This window comes from Streptomyces carpinensis, assembly GCF_002154505.1.
In the GTDB taxonomy this organism is placed as follows: domain Bacteria; phylum Actinomycetota; class Actinomycetes; order Streptomycetales; family Streptomycetaceae; genus Streptomyces; species Streptomyces carpinensis.
In genome coordinates this window covers 1-16,570 of record NZ_MUBM01000024.1, presented here as the reverse complement: position 1 = coordinate 16,570, position 16,570 = coordinate 1, and the positions used below count along the sequence as shown (strand labels likewise).

Below are 16,570 nucleotides of genomic sequence, written 5' to 3'. Positions count from 1 at the left end.
CCGTGTGATCTCCTGGAAAGACCCTTTCAGCCCTGTTCGTGAAGGCGGCGATCCACACCATGCCGGCACCGACACCTCCCGCGCACACCGGGGGTCGCCGCGATCACCTGCTCGTCGTCGACGACGAGCCCACCGTCCGGGAACTGCTGCGTACCGCGCTGCGTTACGCCGGCTTCGACGTGGACGCCGCCGCCACCGGGCAGGAGGCCCTCGACCTGGCCGCACGGCGCACACCCGATCTCGTCCTGCTTGATGTCATGCTCCCCGACCTGGACGGCTTCGAGGTGATCCGCCGCCTGCGAGACCAGCCTCGCTCACCCAGCCCCGGCCGTGGCGGCGACGTGCCGGTTCTCTTCGTCACCGCCCGCGACGACCGGCAGGACCGGCTGCACGGTCTGCGCCTCGGCGGCGACGACTACGTCACCAAACCCTTCGACCTCGAAGAACTGATTGCTCGCATCCACGCGGTGCTGCGCCGCACCCGGGGCGAACAACCGGCCCGGATCGCCGTCGGCGACCTGGCGCTCGAACCCGACAGCCACCACGTCACCCGGGCGGGGCGGACCGTGCGGCTGTCCCCGACCGAGTTCCGGCTCCTGCACTTCCTGGTGGCCAACGCCGAACGGACCATGACGAAGAACCAGATCCTGCAGAGCGTGTGGGAGTACGACTTCGGCGGCGACCCCAGCATCGTCGACACCTACATCAGCTATCTGCGCCGCAAGGTCGACACGGACGAGCCCAAGCTCATCCACACCATCCGCGGCGTCGGCTACGTGATCCGCGAGCCCCGGCCATGAAGGGCGCCCCACTGCGGCTGCCCGGGGCCCGTCCGAGCAGGCTGTCGCTGCGCACCCGTCTGCTGTGCCTGTCCATTGCCCTGGTCGCCCTTGGCCTCGTCGGCACGGGCGTGATCGTCACCACGGCCCTGCACGGCTATCTACAGGACCGGGTCGACGACCGGCTCGTCCTGACCGGGCAGATCGCCGCCCGCCTGGCACCACCCTCCGCGACCGGCACACCGCCGAGCGTGCAGGTCCTCAGCGCCCTCGGAGACACCACGGTGACCTACTTGGACGCCAACGGCTCCACACGCAGGGCGTTCGACGCAAGCACCGCGCCACCGGGCGGCGGCCCCCAACTCCCCGCCCTCAACCACGCGAACGTCCTCGCCCACGCGGGCCGCCCCTTCACCGTGCCCGCGCGCGAGGGCGGCCACAGCTGGCGGATCATCGCCCTCGCCCAGCCCGCCCAGGTCGTCCCGCCCGAGCGGACCGACACCCGGGGCAGCGTCGTCGTAGCCACCTCCCTCGACGAGGTCGACCGCACCATCACCAAGACCCGCAACCTCTCTCTGACGGTGGGCGCCGCCCTCCTCGCGGCCCTCACCGCCGCCAGCTGGTTCGCCGTCCGCTCCGGACTGCGCCCCCTGACCCGGATCGAAGAGACCGCGACCGCGATCACCGCCGGCGACTACTCCCACCGCGTCCCCGAACTGGCCGCCCCCCACACCGAAGTGGGACGCCTGACCGCATGCCTCAACCAGATGCTCAGCCGCATCGACTCCGCCTTCCAGGCCCGCGCGGAGGCCGAGGCGAGAACACGGCGCTTCTTCGCCGACGCCGGCCACGAACTGCGCACGCCCCTCGTCGGCATCAAGGGCTACACCGATCTCTACCGCATGGGCGCTCTGCCCACCCGCGAGGACGTCGACCAGACCATGACCCGGATCGCCGAGGAGTCCGAACGCCTCACCCGGCTCGTCGAGGAAATGTTCCTCCTCGCCCGCCTCGACGAGGACGCCCACCGCCCGGGCACGGGTGCGGACCGCGAGCCGGCCTTCACGCTCGACCTCGCCCCCATGGACCTGCGCACCCTCGCAGCCGACGCCCTCCACGACATACGCGCCCTGGACGCCACCCGCCCAGTCACCCTGACCGGACCCGGTGGCGGAAAACCCGCCACGGCACCCGCCGTCGCCGACGAGGCCCGCCTCCGCCAGGTCGTCACCAACCTCATCGGCAACGCCGTCACCCACACCCCGTCCGGTACCCCCGTCCGTATCGGTGTCGGCACCGTCGGCGCCCACGCCGTCCTGGAGGTCGCCGACCAGGGGCCGGGCCTCACCCCCGCCGAGCGCGAACGCGTCTTCGACCGCTTCTACCGCACCGACGACTCCCGCACCCGCACCACCGGAGGCTCCGGTCTCGGCCTCGCTATCGCCCACGCCTTCGTCACCGCCCACGGCGGCCACCTCACCCTCGACACCACCCCGGGCCAAGGTTGCATCTTCCGCATCATGCTTCCCCTGCTCGATCCGTCACGTCACTGAGCCCCTACACGAGGGTTGCTCTGAGAGCCGGTCCCCGACCTGATCGGGGACCGGCACAATGCGCTACACAACGCGTTGAGGTGATGCGGGGATGTCGGGTCAACGCTGGGGAGCGAGCTCTGGGTTCACGAGCACGCAGCGGGTGCCGCTGTAGATGGTGGGCATGCAGCGATTGCAGTGGACGCACAGGGACGTGCTGTTGGTTCCTGCCGTGTAGCGGTTGACCAGGTCGGGTTCGCGCAGCAGGGCTCGGCCCATGGCTACGAAGTCGAAGCCCTCGGACATGGCCTGCCGAGCCGTGGCGAGGTCGGCGAGGCCGCCGAGCAGGATCAGCGGCAGGCTCAGTGCGGCGCGGAACTGACGGGCCGTGACCGGCGGCTGCTCGCCGGGCTGGGGCGAGACGGCCGCCTGGCCTGGCATCAGCTCGCGCAAGTAGCAGGCACCAGCGCGGCCACTGCACGCCGCCGGACCGAACGCCTGCTCGGCAGCGGAGAGGCAGCCCTGCGCTGCGATGTGGCGGGTCCGCTCTTCGAACGCCCCGTGACCGTCTCGCTCTGGGCGTAGGTTCCGGCGCCGGAGTTGGGGCGGTCGCCCGTCATCTGGCGGTCGTCCCCAGCGTACGCTTCGTGGCAACCACGGTGGGCAGACAGAATCTCCTGGTCACGCTCTGGCTGCGCTCGGCCGAGGAGGTCCACCGGCTGGAGGCCGAGCTCGCCGCCCGGCACCCGGCCGTACTCGTCCAGGACCGCACGATCGCGCTGCGCACGGCCAAGCGCATGGGCAGGCTCTTCGACGCGAGCGGCCGCGGCGTCGCCCCGTTCCGCTCGCACCGTGGGCCGAGCCGACCCCGCGTTGAGTTCAGCCGGACGGCTCGACGGCGTCGAGCAGGTCCAGGGTGTGTTCGCCCAGTGTGGGCGCCGGGCGGCGGAAGGCGTGCAGTCCGGCGCCGAAGGAGACCGGGAAGCGTGCCTGGGCCGTCGACGGGCCTGGGTACGGATCGAGGACAAGCTTGCCGGTCAGGGCAGACCAGCGCGGGGGTGGGGCGGTCATGCGGGTGCCTTCGAGGGCCGTGGGGTCAGTGGTTGAAGGCCAGGAGTTTCGCGATGCCGTTGCGCTGGATCTCGGAGGTGCCGGTGAGGATACGGAACATGCGGATCTTGCGGAAGAGGTACTCGATCTCGTTGCCCTGGGTCAGCCCCTCTTTGCCGTGGATCTGGACGGCCTCGTCGAGGATGCGGAAGGCGGACTCGGCGACGAACAGCTTGCACATGAAGGCTTCCGCGTGCGCCTCGCGCCCTGCGTCCAGGGCTGCCAGCGCGGCGTAGGTCATGGAGCGGGCGGCGTAGAACTCGGTGGCCATGTCGGCGACCTTGTGCTGGATGGCCTGGAGCATGAGGAGGGGCTGCCCGCCGGCCACCTTGCGGGTCCGGGTGCGGTCCAGGGTGAGGGCGAGGGCGCGGCGGGTGGCGCCGAGCACGGTGGGGCAGTGCAGGAGCCGGTTGGTGGTCACCCGGCCGAGTGCGATGCGCATGCCCTTGCCCTCCTCGCCGAGGAGGTTCGCGGCGGGGACGTAGCAGTCGTCCAGGACGATGTCGCTCTCGATGTGCTCGCCGGACATCGGGGTCGCCCCGTCCTCGGCCCGGCAGCCGGGGCTGTCCAGGTCCACGAGGAAGGCGGAGAACTGTGGCTTGTCGCCTTCCTGTTCGCCGGTTCCGGCCATGCGGGCGACCACGATCGCGAAGTCGGCGAAGGGGCCGGCGGAGGAGAAGACCTTGTGCCCGGTCAGCCGATAGCCGTCGCCGTCGTGTACGGCGACGGTCCGCATGGAGCGGACGTCCGAGCCGGCGTCGGTCTCGGTGAGGGAGAAGCAGCACGCCCGCTCGCCCCGGATGAGCGGCAGCAGGTACTTGTCCAGTTGGTACTCGGTGGCGTGCTTGAGGATGTCGCCCGCCCGCAGCGGGCCGCCCATGTCGCCGAGCACGCTGTGCGCGAGGACGCGGCCACTGGCGCCGATCTCCTCCTTCAGAGCGGCGAGTTGGGCGTAGGTGAGGTTCTGGCCGCCGTACTCCTGGGGGAGGTGGATGCCGTAGAAGCCGAGTTCGCGGCTGCGGCGCCAGACCTGTTCGAGGTCGGCGCGGGTGAGGCGGGTGGCGTGGGTGAGGCCGCGTTCGCGTTCGTGGTCGGCGAGTTCGCCGTCGAGGTAGTCGCGCAGGCGGTCGACCAGCTCGGCGGTGCGCGGGTCGTCGTAGGTGGGGCGGAGGGAGAAGGTCACGGCGGGGGCTCCGAACAGAATGTGATCAGTTGACGCGGCGGGCGGTGTTCGCCCAGAACGGTTCGCGTACGGCCTTGCGGTCGAGCTTGCCGTTGCGGTTGTGGGGCAACTCGGGAACGAAGTCGACCGAGCGGGGCTTCTTGAAGCGGTCCAGCCGACCGGCGCAGAAGGCGATCAGCTCGTCGGCCGTGGCGGTCGTGCCGGCGTGGGTGACGACGACGGCCTTGACGGCCTCGCCCCACTGCTCGTCGGGCACACCGACCACGCAGGCTTCCTGCACGGCGGGGTGTTCGTACAGGGCGGCCTCGACCTCGGTGCAGTAGATGTTGAAGCCGCCGGAGATGATCATGTCTTTCTTGCGGTCGACCAGGAAGAGGTAGCCGTCCTCCCGCATCCAGGCCAGGTCGCCGGTGTGCACCCAGCCGTCGCGGAAGGTCTCCGCGGACAGCTCCGGCTCCTGCCAGTACTCCCGTACGCAGTCCGGGCCGCGCACGATGACCTCGCCGACCTCGCGCGGCCCCAGTTCCCGGCCCGGTTCGTCCACGACGCGTATCTCGGTGTCGTACGACGCCCGTCCGCAGGACTGGAGCAGCTCCGGGTCTTCTTTCACCGCCCGGGCGATCTCCTCGCTGCTCAGGCCCGCGACCACGCTGGTGGTCTCGCCGAGCCCGTAGCCCTGGGCGACGACCGGTCCGAAGAACTCCACCGTGTCCCGTAGGCGCTGGGGTGAGATGGGCGCGCCGCCGATGCGCACGCTCGTCAGCGAGGACAGGTCGTGGCCGGCGGCGCCGGGGTGGGCGAGGACCATGTTCAGCATGGCCGGCACCAGGAAGGTCGCGGTGATGCGTTCCTTCTCGACCGTCTCCAGGAAGGCCTGCGGGCTCCAGGCCGGCAGGACGTAGGTCGTGGAGCCGCCGAAAACCCCGGCCAGCAGGCCCATGCCGGTGGCGTGGGTGATGGGGCCGCAGGCGAGGTAGCGGGTGCCGGGACGGGGGCGGGACTCGTCGGCCATCAGCTGTTTGCGCATGTTGGCGAGGCGGTTGCCGACTGTCTGCACGGCGGCCTTGAGCGCGCCGGTGGAGCCGGAGGTGAAGTTCAGGACGCAGGGAGCGTCCTCGTCGACCTCGACGCGGACCGTTGCCTCGTCACCCTCGGCCAGCAGGGCGCTGTACGAGAGCTCACCCGACTGTGCAACGTCCGGTGCGTCCGGTCCGTCGAGCAGGACGGGCAGGCAGTCCGTGCCGGCTGCGGCGATCGCGGCAAGGGCGTCCTCGCGGTGGGCGGCGTCGTAGACGAGGACACGTACAGGGGCGTAGCGCAGGATGTGCTCGATCTCGCCGCGGCCGAGCCGGGCGTTGATGGGCGCACGCGTCAATCCCGCCGTGTACAGGGCGAATTCGACCTCCACCAGCTCGCCGCGGTTCCACGCGAGGGAGGCCACGGCGTCGCCGGGGCCGAAGCCCCGGGCGGTCAGGGCAGAGGCGAGGCGGTTGGCCGCCCGGTCCAGGTCGGTGAAGGTCCAGGAGCGGTCCCCGCAGACGAGGGCGGGAGCCTGGGGCCAGTGGCGAGCGCTGCGCGCCAGATAGATGCCGAGGTTCATGAGGGCCTACTCAGTAGATGAGGTCCGAAGACACGTCCGTAGATTTTAGATTTACATCTCGCTCAGTTTCAGACAGGTTGTTCAATAACTTCTAACGTGTCAAGGGTCTCTTAGACTGGGCGCGCACACAGCGCGATGACCGTGCGTGACAGGCGAGGAGGGTGCATGGCGGAGGACAGGCGGACCAGACGCTCACGGCGGGTGCTGGGGGCAGCCCTGGTGGAGCTGGTTCTGGAGCGGGGCTTCACGGCGCTGACGGTGGAGGACATCACCGAGCGCGCGGATGTGGCACGCGCGACCTTTTATGCGCACTTCCGTGACAAGGAGGACCTGTTCGCGTGCGTGACCGCGGACCTGCTCGCCGAGCTGTCCGAGCGTCTGGCGCCCGCGGTGGCCGACAGTGCGATCGGCTTCACCGGCAAGCCGGTGCTGGAGATGCTGCGGCACGCGCGTGAGGAGCGTGATCTGTACCGGATCGTGCTGCGCGGCGAGGGCGACGGCAAGCCACTGCAGATGTTCGTGGATGCCTGCGCCAGGGCCACGGCCGAGGAGTTCCGCGCCCGTGCGGAACGCAACGCTGTCCAGCCGCGCATCGACCCCGAGCTGCTGGCCCGCGTGTGGGTCGGGGAGCAGATCGCGGTGCTGCGCTGGTGGGTCGAGCAGGACACCCCAACCCTGCCGGCGGAGGAGGTCGTCCGCATGCTGCTCGACCTGGCGCTGCACGGCCGGTACTGGGCCAGCGGCTTCGAGTCGCTGGCCTGAGCCCGCACCCACCCACTGGTTCAGCGCGTCCGGCCCAGCCGCCGTACGTCCCGATCGGGCCGGATCGCGGTCAGGGCGACCAGCCCGCAGACCAGCATCACGGCGGCGGACACCAGGAACGCATGGGTGTATCCGGTGCTCTGTGTGGGTGCCGAGTCCAGCAGGCGTCCGGTCAGATACGGCGTGATCAGTCCGGGCAGGGTGCCGGTCGCGGCGACGATGCCGAACACCGCTCCGCGCTGCGCGGGCGGCACGACGGCGGCCGTCGTCATGTAGTGCAGCGGGAAGGCGATCGCGTGCGCGCCGAACGCCACCGTAAGCAGCACCAGGAGCAGCGGCCGGGCGTCGGCGAAGGGGAAGGCCCCCATGGCCAGCGCGGCGACGGCGACCGCGATCCCCTGCGGCGCACCGCTCGACCAGCGGCTCGACACCCCGCGCCGCTTCAGTGCGTCCACCAGCGGGGACACCGCCAGCAGCAGCACGAAGCTGAACGCCGAGACGCCGCTGATGAGGGTGGCCGCCCGGCCCGGTGACATGCCGAGCTGTGTGCGCAGGTAGACGGGCAGCCACGCCTGGCTCAGGGCCAGGGCCCAGGAGGCGCCGAAGGCCCCCGCGATACTCCCCAGCACCGTGCCGTTCAGCAGCAGGGCGCGGTACGGCGGCCGGGTCGCCTCTCCGGTGCCGGACGCGGCGCCGTGCGCGGGCTCATGGCCGTACGGCCCGTCGTGCCCCGCCCGCCACCACAGCAGGCTCCACACCACGCTGGTCGCGGCCAGCGCGGCAAAGGCCGAGCGCCAGCCGAAGGCGCTGATCAGCCAGGTCACGGCCGGCGCGGCGATCAGCGTGCCCAGCGCGGCGCCACTGATCTGCAACGCCGACGGCAGGCCCCGCCGGTCCTCCGGGAACCACTTGTACAACGCGTGCATGGACATCGACGCCGCCGGCCCCTCTGCCGCACCCAGCAGCACCCGCCCGGCCACGAGCGCCGGCACGGACGCCACCAAGAGCACGGGCAGCTGCGCCACCGCCCACACGCCGGCCATGACGAACAGCAGCACCCGGCAGGAGGCCCGCGCGGAGACGAACCCGACGACCAGCCCGGAGACGCTGAACAGCAGGGCGAACGAACTCGATATCAGGCCGTACGTGCTGTTGCTGATGTGCAGCTCATTCATGATCGGCACGGCCGCGAGTCCCAGGACGGACTTGTCCGCGTAGTTGACCAGCATGAACGCCACGATCAGCGCGGCGACCGCCCAGGCCCGTCGACGGCCGGTCCGCGGATCCGGTGGCGGCCCGGCGGCATCCAGGCGGAGGGCGGGTCGGAACTGCGGCTTGACCATCGGGCACTCCTGCGGCTCTCGAGTATTGAAATGGGAGTACGTTCTCGTACAGGCTGTCTGGTAGCGATCGATTGATTTGGCAACCTAGGCGCCGGACAGCCGCGAGGTCAACGCCTCGACGAGCACCGCGCTCGCAAAACCTGATCCGAAACAGGAGTGACCCATGCCCGAGACAGCCCCGCTGAGTGATCTGATGTGGACCCGCGGCTATACGGATCCGGGCTGGATTCGCCGTTTCACGTCCCAGGGCCGCGAACTCTCCCCTAGCCGACGGGTCTGGCGGGGCGAGGCGCCTGCACGTCCCCTGCCGCGCGGTGAAGCCGACCTCGACGCCCTCGACCTCGTCACCACCGACGCCGGCGCACTCAAGCTCGCCGACCTGTTCGCCGCGGTCCAGACGGACGCGTTCCTGGTGATGCACCGCGGCCAGGTGGTCTACGAGCGCTACTTGCACGGCGCCGACGCGCACACGCCCCACTTCAACGCCTCGGCGGCCAAGTCCTACCTCGGCCTCGCCGCGGCGACGCTGGCACACCGGGGGCTGCTGGACCGTAACGTCCCGGCCGCCGCCTATGTCCCCGAACTGGCTGGGACTGCCTTCGGGGACGCCCGGGTGCAGGACCTGCTGCACATGGGCACCCGGGTGAGCTATGCGGGCCGCCGCTTCGACAAGGCGATGGAGGCCCAGCGTTATCACGCGGTGATCGCCTCTCAGCTGCGGCCGTTCGGCTACAGCGGTCCTACGACCATTCGCGAGCACCTCCTGACGGCCCGCGCCACCGGGGCCCCGGGAGAGGAGTTCTGCTACGAGAACGGCAACGTGGAGACCCTGGCGGAAGTCCTTCGCCGGGTCACGGGCCTGACCACATCAGCCCTGCTCAGCGACCTCCTGTGGGCCAAGATCGGCGCGGAGGAGGACGCGTACTACATCCTGGACGGCGACGGCGTCGAAGCCGCCTGCGGAGGCTTCAGCGCGACGGCGCGCGATGTGGCCCGGCTCGGTGAGATGCTGCGCTGCGGCGGGGCGGTGGGGGACCGGCAGGTGGTCCCAGCGGAAGTGGCCGGCACGATCACCAGCGGCGTACCCGACGGCTACCCCCGCCGGGTCCGCTTCCCGGCCGCACCTCCCGCCTCACCGGCCACGCTCTCCTACCACGACCTGTGGTGGATCCTGAACGACCCTTACGACTCCTACATGGCCAGCGGCATCCACGGCCAGCGGCTCTTCGTCTCGCCGGGCCTGGACCTCGTCATCGTCCACTTCGGCTCGCAGGTCATGTCACCCGTGGTACCGCCGGTCCCGCTCGTGCAGGCGTTCGTGCGCATCGGAGTCCACCTCAACTCGTAAAGCGAGCACCGAAAACAGCGGAGTCCGTGACCGGGTGACGGCCACGGACTCCGGTCGGCTCAGCGCCGTCCGCTCTGTCAGTGCGGGTCCTCCTGCAAGGCCCCGCCGACCGCGACGGGCAGACCGGGACCGTGCCCGTCGGTGCGGTCCTTCTGCCGATCCGCCGCCAGCCGTTCGCCCTCGATGTCGAGGTCGGGCAGCAGCCGGTCCAGCCACTTCGGCAGCCACCAGCCCGCCCTGCCCACAAGCGCGAGGACCGCCGGGACCAGGGTCATGCGGACCAGGAAGGCGTCGATGAAGACGCCGACGGCGAGGGCGAAGGCGATCGGCTTGAGCATGGTGCTGCCGCCGGGGAAGAAGCTCGCGAACACCGCGAACATGATGAGGGCGGCGGCGGTGACCACGCGGGAGGCGTGGCGCGAGCCGGCCAGCACGGCCTCTCGCGGTGCGGCGCCATGGACATGTGCCTCGCGCATGCGGCTGACCATGAACACCTCGTAGTCCATGGCGAGTCCGAACAACACCGCCATCACCAGGATGGGCAGGATACTGACCACCGGACCGGTCTCCGCGACGCCGAGCGCGCTCGCGAGCCAGCCCCACTGGAACACGGCCACGACCGCGCCGAAGGTGGCGGCCACCGACAGCAGGAAGCCCAGGCTGGCCTTCAACGGGACAACCACCGAGCGGAAGACCAGCAGCAACAACACCAGTGACAGGCCGACGACAACGAGTGCGAAGGGGATCAGAGAGCTCGCCAGCCGGTCGGAGACGTCGATGTTCACGGCGGTCGTACCGGTCACCGAGACTTCGGCCTGTGTCTGCTGCTGCCAGGTGGGTGCCTCGTCGCGGATGTGCTGGACGAGGTCCTTCGTCTTCTGGTCCGAGGGTCCGGTCTTCGGTACCACCTGGATGACGGCCGCGTCCCCGTGGTCGATGACCTGAGGCTTGCCGACTGCGGCGACCCCGTCGGCGGCCTTCAGGTCCTTGACGAGCGTGGCGGCGGCCGCTTGCGGGTCCGTGGCGCGGGAGGTGTCGGCGTGTACGAGGAGCGGCCCGTTGAAGCCGGGCCCGAACTTCTCGGAGATGGTGTCGTACGCCTGCCGCTGGCTGCTGCTCGTGGGGGCGGATCCGTTGTCGGGCAGGGCCAGTTGGAGATCCCTGGCCGGGACCGCGACGGCGAGCAGACCGATCAGGACGGCCAGCAGGGTCAGCAGCGGCCGGCGGATAGCGACCCTGCCCCAGCGCTCGCCCATCGTGCGGCGTCCGCCGTGCCCGGTGCCGTGCGCGGCCTGCTCGCGGCGGGCGGCGCGCGAGCCCGGCCTGGGCCGCAGCCGTTCACCTGCGAAGCCCATCAAGGCCGGCAGGAGCGTGGTGGAGACGCCCACCGCGATGAGGACGGCACCGGCGCCGCCCAGACCCATCACGGTCAGGAACGGAATGCGGACGACGGCCAGCCCGCACAGCGCGATGATCACCGTCAAGCCGGCGAAGACGACCGCGCTGCCCGCGGTGGCGGTGGCCCGGGCGGCGGACTCCTCGGTATCCATGCCGGTGGCGAGCTGGGAGCGGTGGCGGGAGAGGATGAACAGGGCATAGTCGATACCGACCGCAAGGCCCAGCATCGAGGCCAGGGAAGGCGCGGTGCTGGAGATGGTCAGCACCCCGGTGAGGGCCGAGAGGCCGAGCAGGGTGACGGCCACACTGGTGATCGCCGTCAGCAGCGGCATGCCGGCCGCGAACAGCGAGCCGAAAGTGATCGTGAGGACGACGAGGGCGACGGCCACGCCCATCAGTTCCTTGGTGTGGCCCGTGCTCTTGCTGCTGCCGTACGCGGATCCGCCGACCTCAACCGTCAGCCCGGCATCCTTTGCGGGCTGGGTGGTCTTCTCCAGCGAGGTGAGGCTGTCGTCGTGCAGGCCGGCGCGGCTGACTTGGTAGCGAACCTGGCCGAGCGCGGCTGTGCGGTCAGGCGATATGACCTTGCTCTGCACGGGGTCGGTGACGCCGACGACCTGCGGAGCCTTGTCGGCCTTCGCCATGGTGGCGCTGACCGCCTTCGCGTACTGCGGCTCGGTGATCTTGTGGCCCTTGGGGGCGACGAAGACGACCTGGGCGCTGGTCCCGGCCGCCGAGGGCAGCTCCTTCTTGAGGGTGTCCATCGCGGTCTGGGCCGGTGAGCCCGGGACGGTGAACTCGTCGTCGGTCGTGCCGCCGAACGTGATCACGCAGGTGACCACCGCGGTCAGCACCAGCAGCCAGGCGGCCAGCACCGCCCGGCGATGCCGGAAGGCACCGCGGCCGAGCCGGTAGAGGAGGGAAGCCATGGAAAAAGTGCTCCTTGAGGGTGACTTGCAGGGTTGAGCGGCACGTCCGGCGAGGAACCGGCGTACGGGGCCGGGCGGTACGGGGTCAGGCACGGAAGGCGGCAGGGCCGCCGCTCAGGGCCACGGCGCGGGCGACCTTGGCCGTGATCTTCTTCGTCAGGGCGTCGGGGAGGGGACTTCCTGTGAACGTGGGCCGACCGGTCGTGACGCGGATCGTCCGGCCGTCCAGGACAGGCGAGACGGGGACGGCCAGGGCACCGGCATGGCCATGGCCGAGATGCACGACCAGCCGTCCGTTCACGGGGCCGGGCACCACCACGCTGTTCGGGCGACTCGCGCCGGCGCCGGCCAGGGAGGCGGAGTTGACGTCGACGGTCACGGTGGACGAATCGACCACGCTTCCCTTCCCGCTCCGGCGCACCTTACGGAGGTGGGCCTCGATGCCGAGGCCGGTCATGTGCCGGGCGGACACCCCGTGCGCCGTCAGCTCGACATCCGGGAGGCTGCCGCGCTCCAGTTGCAACAGCGCGGGCGTGCCGCCAAGCCCGACCGCCGGTCTCGTGCCGAGGCGCTTCCCGGCCAGGGTCGGCGAGCCGACCGGCGATCCGGTCCTGGACCACTGCCTCTGCCGTAAGGCCGGCGCCGCAAGCGCAGCCTGGAGACCAGCCCACCAGAAAGTGTCATGACTGACACGATACACATACTGTCATGACTGACACTTTTCGTGAGTGTGCTGCCGAGCCCGGATGGCGGGCATGCCAGGATGAATGCGTGGAGGAGCAGGACGTGCAGGAGACGGGCAGGCGAGACCGGAAAAAGGCCGCCACACGCGGGAGCTTGCTGCGTGCAGCCACCCGAATGTTCGCGGAGCGCGGCTACCAGGAGACGACGGTCAAGGACATCGCCGCGGCGGCCGGTGTGACCGAACGCACCTTCTTCCGCTACTTCCCCTCGAAGGAGGACCTGGTCTTCGCCGAGGTCCTCGACTTCGTACCGCTGCTCGCGAAGGAGATCGCCGGCCGCCCGTCGAGTGAGCCGCCTTACACCGCCGTCCTCAATGGCCTGCTTGCTGCCGCCCAGGACCTTGACGGCGGTCTTGGCATCCTCTTCGTCGGCGCGCCGCCCCGCGCCCTGTCCACCGGCGCACGGCGCACCAGCGTGCTCGCCGACTTCGAGGACGGCATAGCCGAAGCACTCGCCGACCGTCTCGCACGCCGGTCACCGGACGAACTGGCACGCACCCGCGCCCTGCACGCCTCCGTCCTGGCCCGTGCCTCGGTCGCCGCCATACGCAGTGCCCTGATCGCCTTTACCACCCGCGACGGCGCGCCGACCGGGCCGCCGCCCTCGGTCGAGGACTTCGCACAAGTCCTGCACGAGGCGTTCGCCGTTCTGCCCAGCGGCGGAGTGTGACGGGACGTCCTGCTCTGCTGCCTCCACGTTCAGGCCGAGCCGGCCACCTCCGCCGACCCGGTCCCCACCGGCCGCGCATCCGCATCCCGCAGACCGGGCTGATACCGGCGGGCCGCCTGGCGCCTCAGCGCCGCGTGGCTTCCTGCTTGGCCCGCTCATGATGGCCTGCGCCGGGCAGTCGCTCACGCATCGGGCGCGTATGGAGGAGCGTGACCGGGGACTTGACCAGCTGCAAGACATCACGGCGCACAACGCTCCTCGGGTACCGGAGCGCCTGGCGGCACGGCGTGAACCTGTCGAAGCCTCGATGCTGCCTGGACGAGTGACCGAGCCGTGGCCCGGGCTCCACGCGACTCGGCACCGAGCCAGCAACGAGATGGAAGGGCGCGGATGATCGTGTTCGACGCACGTGACGGATCCCCGACCTCACCGTTGCGGCGACCGGCAGGGTCATCGACTGGAAGGCGTTCGGGAGTGGAATCGAATCCTTGATCGGGCGTGCTGGTTCATTCTGGGTGGTGCTGTCCTCGCAGGTCAGCAAGACTCAGCAAGACGCCCCGTCCTGGCCTTCCTTGGCGTGGCTGCCGGCACCTGCTACGGCGGCGGTGGTGGCCAGCCCCAGCCAGGTGACCAACGCGATGGTGGTGCTGTCGTGCACCGGGGAGCGTAATGGCTGTTCACCGCTGGCCTCAGCCGCGTGCGGGCGACCACCGCCGGGACCCTCAGCCTCGCCGAACCACTGGCAGCGGCCCTATAGGCATGCTCTTCCTGCACGAGCACCTGCCGCTTCCGGCATGGGCCAGCTGCGCCCTCATCCTGGCCGGAATGGCCGCCACGTGCCTGCTCCCGCTGTCCCGCGGCCAGTCCTCCGCACAAGTGACGGAGGTTCCGCGGCATCACCGCATCACGTTCGTCGACATCCCTGAACCAAGCCCCTCCAGCGCACGAAGTACGCCATATGCCGGGGTTGCCGACGCTGACCGGGCGGCACACCGATCGACCACGTTGTCGCCAGCGCCCTGACCTCGTGCGACGGCCTGCCCGGAGCTGGAGCGCAGTCATCGTGCGCGTTTGACGCAGATGTCCGCGATCGCAAGGGCAAGGATCTGGTGAAGCGCGAGCCCGGCGAACTGTGCTGCAGCGCGCCATCCAGCCCGCCCGGCGCCTGCCGCGACTCGGTCTCGACGAGCGCCGCGGCGATCGTCTGCATGACCTCCTGCCGCCCTTCCTCCGGAAGCTCCTCGAGCGTCTCCTCGACCTGGAACGCGAGATCAACCCGGTACGGCATGCCACACCCCCGTGCTTGTGATCAGTGGAGCAGCACCGTACGGCCCTGCGGCTCTTCGCGCGGGAGGCTGTGGATAACCCCGCCCTGGGTCGCGAACCGCCCGCCGGACCCTTGGGCTCAGAGGCGGTCGCGTAGTCGGCCACATCCTGCGCTGGCAGTGCCGACGGCGGTGGCGAGCGGGCGGTCTGACGGGCCGGCCGTCGGACGTACCGCCCGATCGGGTAGAGCACGGTCAAGAGCGCGTTCGGAGAGACGGTGACCGTGTCCGTGCGTGAGGCTGTAGCCAAGCCTCGCCCCGGTACGAGGACTTCGCTCCGCACTAGGCTGGTCCTGATCCGGCCGCCCTCCCGCACCTTCTGGGTCAGCGCGTCCATCCAGACGAACGTGTATGGTCCGGCGTCCAACGGCCGGTTGCGGAACACGGTGACCTGCTCGTCCAGGTGCTTGGCCATCGCGCTGACCTGGGACACCGAGGGAGTCAGCCAGCTTCTCGACCCGGCGGGTGGAGAAGCCGAGCAGATAAGGTGCGGAGCAGGGGGTGCTCGAAGCGGGCGTGCGGACCACGCGCTGGACTCTCAAGGCGCAGCGGGCGCAGGACAGGGGAGGCCTGCTCGGGACCTTCCGTGTCGGGGACTTGCCCCGGCCGGGGGTGTTCCCCCCGACACGAGGGGTACGACGTCACCGCAGCCGCGGCCGGCTCGCCGACTGCGGGCAGGCACACCCTGGTCGTCGGTCACGACCGTTCATGATCGCGGAGTTGGTGACCGCAGCCCGGGGTTCGTCACGGCGTCATCCGGTCGCGCCCGGGCCGTTCCCGCGTCACCGTCGCGCCGGCCTCGTCGGCCAGCGGGTGTGCCGTGGCCATCCCGGCCAGGAGGCCCGCGCCCACGGAGACGGCGGTGAAGCTCAGCGCGTCACCGACCGTGGCGATCACCGCCAGCGCCGTCAGCGCCGCGCCCGCGGTGAGGGCGAGCGGCGTAGGCCGCGCGGTGCGCAACAGCGCGTAGAGCATCCAGCCGTACGCCAACGCCAGCAGCCCCACACCGATCAGCCCCTGCTCGGCCGCCTGCTGGAACAGCGCCGAGTGCGGCTTGCCGTCGGGTTGCAGGGCCTGCGCCGCCGTCGGACTGAACTCCCCGAAGCGGTCCGGTCCGGCACCCAGGCCCGCGTTTCGGTGGGCGAGGCGCAGGGCGTCCCGCCACAGCTCGACGCGGCGCGGGGTCAGCCAGCCCTCCAGGGACTCGGTGAGCCCGTCGGGCAGGATCCGGGCGGCAAGAGCCCAACTAGTCCCGGTGACCGCGGCCGCCACGAGGGCGAGGCCCGCGATGCCGGGGCCGCGTCGGCGCATCCGGCCCGCGGCGAGCGAGCAGAGCAGCACAACTGTGCAGCAGACCACCCCGCTGCTCGAGCCGAGCACGGCCGCCGTCAGCACGATCGCGACGGCCAAGGCGCGCAGCGCGATCCGCAGGGCCGGGGCGGACGCGGCCCAGGCGGCGCAGCAGGCGGCACCCACGGACAGGGCCAGCAGGCCGGCGGTGGCACCGGCGTGACCCAGCGGGGCGGCGAACCGCGGCCCCGCGGCCAGCCCGGGGACGGCCACCACCAGCGCCGGACCGGCCAGCGCCCCGGCGCAGGGCGCGGCCACCGGCAGCAGCGCGCCGCCCATACGGCCCGCCGCGTACCCGGCGGCCACGGCCAGCACGGCGAGCAGCACGCCCTCGGGCCGGCCCTCGTTCAGGGTGCCCGTGACCAGCGACCAGGTGGCGCAGGCGCCCAGCACCACCACACCGGCGGCATCAGAAACGTTGCGCCGCTCGTCGTGCGCGCGTCTTCCGCCGTCCGCCCCGCCCACGGACGTCACCTCGCTGGACCGCACCCATCGCCC

15 protein-coding genes and 1 pseudogene are annotated in these 16,570 nt (G+C 70.9%); 6 read left to right on the top strand and 10 right to left on the bottom strand.

The window, feature by feature from the left end:
• Positions 1-59 precede the first annotated feature (59 nt).
• Complete coding sequence (locus BZY54_RS04660) at positions 60-800, top strand: response regulator transcription factor (protein WP_086723277.1); 741 nt, start codon at positions 60-62, stop codon at positions 798-800.
• Positions 797-2,332 carry a sensor histidine kinase gene (locus BZY54_RS04655; protein ID WP_086723260.1) on the top strand — a complete coding sequence of 512 codons (1,536 nt, stop codon included), beginning with the start codon at positions 797-799 and terminating at the stop codon, positions 2,330-2,332. The genes BZY54_RS04660 and BZY54_RS04655 overlap by 4 nt, the downstream gene beginning before the upstream one ends.
• A gap of 99 nt (positions 2,333-2,431) precedes the next feature.
• Here the strand turns inward: BZY54_RS04655 and BZY54_RS52795 are convergent, their stop codons facing one another.
• Complete coding sequence (locus tag BZY54_RS52795; RefSeq protein ID WP_341868668.1) at positions 2,432-2,764, bottom strand: hypothetical protein; 333 nt, start codon at positions 2,762-2,764, stop codon at positions 2,432-2,434.
• On the opposite strand from BZY54_RS52795, the gene BZY54_RS55290 reads away from it, so the two are divergent.
• Positions 2,690-2,896, top strand: a complete 207-nt coding sequence (locus BZY54_RS55290; RefSeq protein WP_425276260.1) for an AsnC family protein — start codon at positions 2,690-2,692, stop codon at positions 2,894-2,896. The two genes, BZY54_RS52795 and BZY54_RS55290, sit on opposite strands and share 75 nt — an antisense overlap.
• A gap of 294 nt (positions 2,897-3,190) precedes the next feature.
• Here BZY54_RS55290 and BZY54_RS04645 read toward each other — a convergent pair whose 3' ends face one another.
• Genes BZY54_RS04645 through BZY54_RS04635 form a run of 3 tightly spaced genes read right to left on the bottom strand, consistent with a single transcriptional unit; the run spans position 3,191 to position 6,204 of the window.
• Positions 3,191-3,382, bottom strand: a complete 192-nt coding sequence (locus tag BZY54_RS04645) for a hypothetical protein (protein ID WP_086723258.1) — start codon at positions 3,380-3,382, stop codon at positions 3,191-3,193.
• Between the two features lie 25 nt (positions 3,383-3,407).
• Complete coding sequence (locus BZY54_RS04640) at positions 3,408-4,604, bottom strand: acyl-CoA dehydrogenase family protein (RefSeq protein WP_086723257.1); 1,197 nt, start codon at positions 4,602-4,604, stop codon at positions 3,408-3,410.
• A gap of 25 nt (positions 4,605-4,629) precedes the next feature.
• A complete protein-coding gene (locus BZY54_RS04635; protein WP_086723256.1) occupies positions 4,630-6,204 on the bottom strand; it encodes a class I adenylate-forming enzyme family protein in 1,575 nt (524 codons plus the stop codon).
• A gap of 165 nt (positions 6,205-6,369) precedes the next feature.
• On the opposite strand from BZY54_RS04635, the gene BZY54_RS04630 reads away from it, so the two are divergent.
• Entirely contained in the window at positions 6,370-6,966 is a 597-nt protein-coding gene (locus BZY54_RS04630; protein ID WP_086723255.1) for a TetR/AcrR family transcriptional regulator, read from the top strand.
• A gap of 20 nt (positions 6,967-6,986) precedes the next feature.
• On the opposite strand, the gene BZY54_RS04625 is transcribed toward BZY54_RS04630, so the two are convergent.
• Positions 6,987-8,309 carry an MFS transporter gene (locus BZY54_RS04625; RefSeq protein ID WP_086723254.1) on the bottom strand — a complete coding sequence of 441 codons (1,323 nt, stop codon included), beginning with the start codon at positions 8,307-8,309 and terminating at the stop codon, positions 6,987-6,989.
• Positions 8,310-8,472: 163 nt separating this feature from the next.
• Here BZY54_RS04625 and BZY54_RS04620 point away from each other — a divergent pair, with 163 nt between their 5' ends.
• A complete protein-coding gene (locus BZY54_RS04620; protein ID WP_086723253.1) occupies positions 8,473-9,657 on the top strand; it encodes a serine hydrolase domain-containing protein in 1,185 nt (394 codons plus the stop codon).
• A 77-nt stretch (positions 9,658-9,734) separates the two neighbouring features.
• On the opposite strand, the gene BZY54_RS04615 is transcribed toward BZY54_RS04620, so the two are convergent.
• Both BZY54_RS04615 and BZY54_RS04610 read right to left on the bottom strand, forming a co-directional pair.
• The gene (locus BZY54_RS04615; RefSeq protein WP_086723252.1) at positions 9,735-11,984 is read right to left on the bottom strand and encodes an MMPL family transporter; all 2,250 of its coding nucleotides are present in this window, start codon (positions 11,982-11,984) and stop codon (positions 9,735-9,737) included.
• An 85-nt stretch (positions 11,985-12,069) separates the two neighbouring features.
• Positions 12,070-12,684 carry an LmeA family phospholipid-binding protein gene (locus BZY54_RS04610; protein ID WP_086723251.1) on the bottom strand — a complete coding sequence of 205 codons (615 nt, stop codon included), beginning with the start codon at positions 12,682-12,684 and terminating at the stop codon, positions 12,070-12,072.
• Positions 12,685-12,821: 137 nt separating this feature from the next.
• Here BZY54_RS04610 and BZY54_RS04605 point away from each other — a divergent pair, with 137 nt between their 5' ends.
• Positions 12,822-13,397, top strand: a complete 576-nt coding sequence (locus BZY54_RS04605; RefSeq protein ID WP_158103811.1) for a TetR/AcrR family transcriptional regulator — start codon at positions 12,822-12,824, stop codon at positions 13,395-13,397.
• 904 nt (positions 13,398-14,301) lie between these two features.
• Here BZY54_RS04605 and BZY54_RS04600 read toward each other — a convergent pair.
• From BZY54_RS04600 to BZY54_RS04590, 3 genes and pseudogenes are all read right to left on the bottom strand, one after another.
• Positions 14,302-14,685, bottom strand: a complete 384-nt coding sequence (locus tag BZY54_RS04600) for a hypothetical protein (RefSeq protein WP_086723249.1) — start codon at positions 14,683-14,685, stop codon at positions 14,302-14,304.
• 332 nt (positions 14,686-15,017) lie between these two features.
• Positions 15,018-15,207: pseudogene (locus BZY54_RS04595) on the bottom strand (transposase); the annotation flags it as partial.
• Between the two features lie 259 nt (positions 15,208-15,466).
• The gene (locus BZY54_RS04590; protein ID WP_244216964.1) at positions 15,467-16,561 is read right to left on the bottom strand and encodes an O-antigen ligase family protein; all 1,095 of its coding nucleotides are present in this window, start codon (positions 16,559-16,561) and stop codon (positions 15,467-15,469) included.
• Positions 16,562-16,570: the final 9 nt, after the last annotated feature.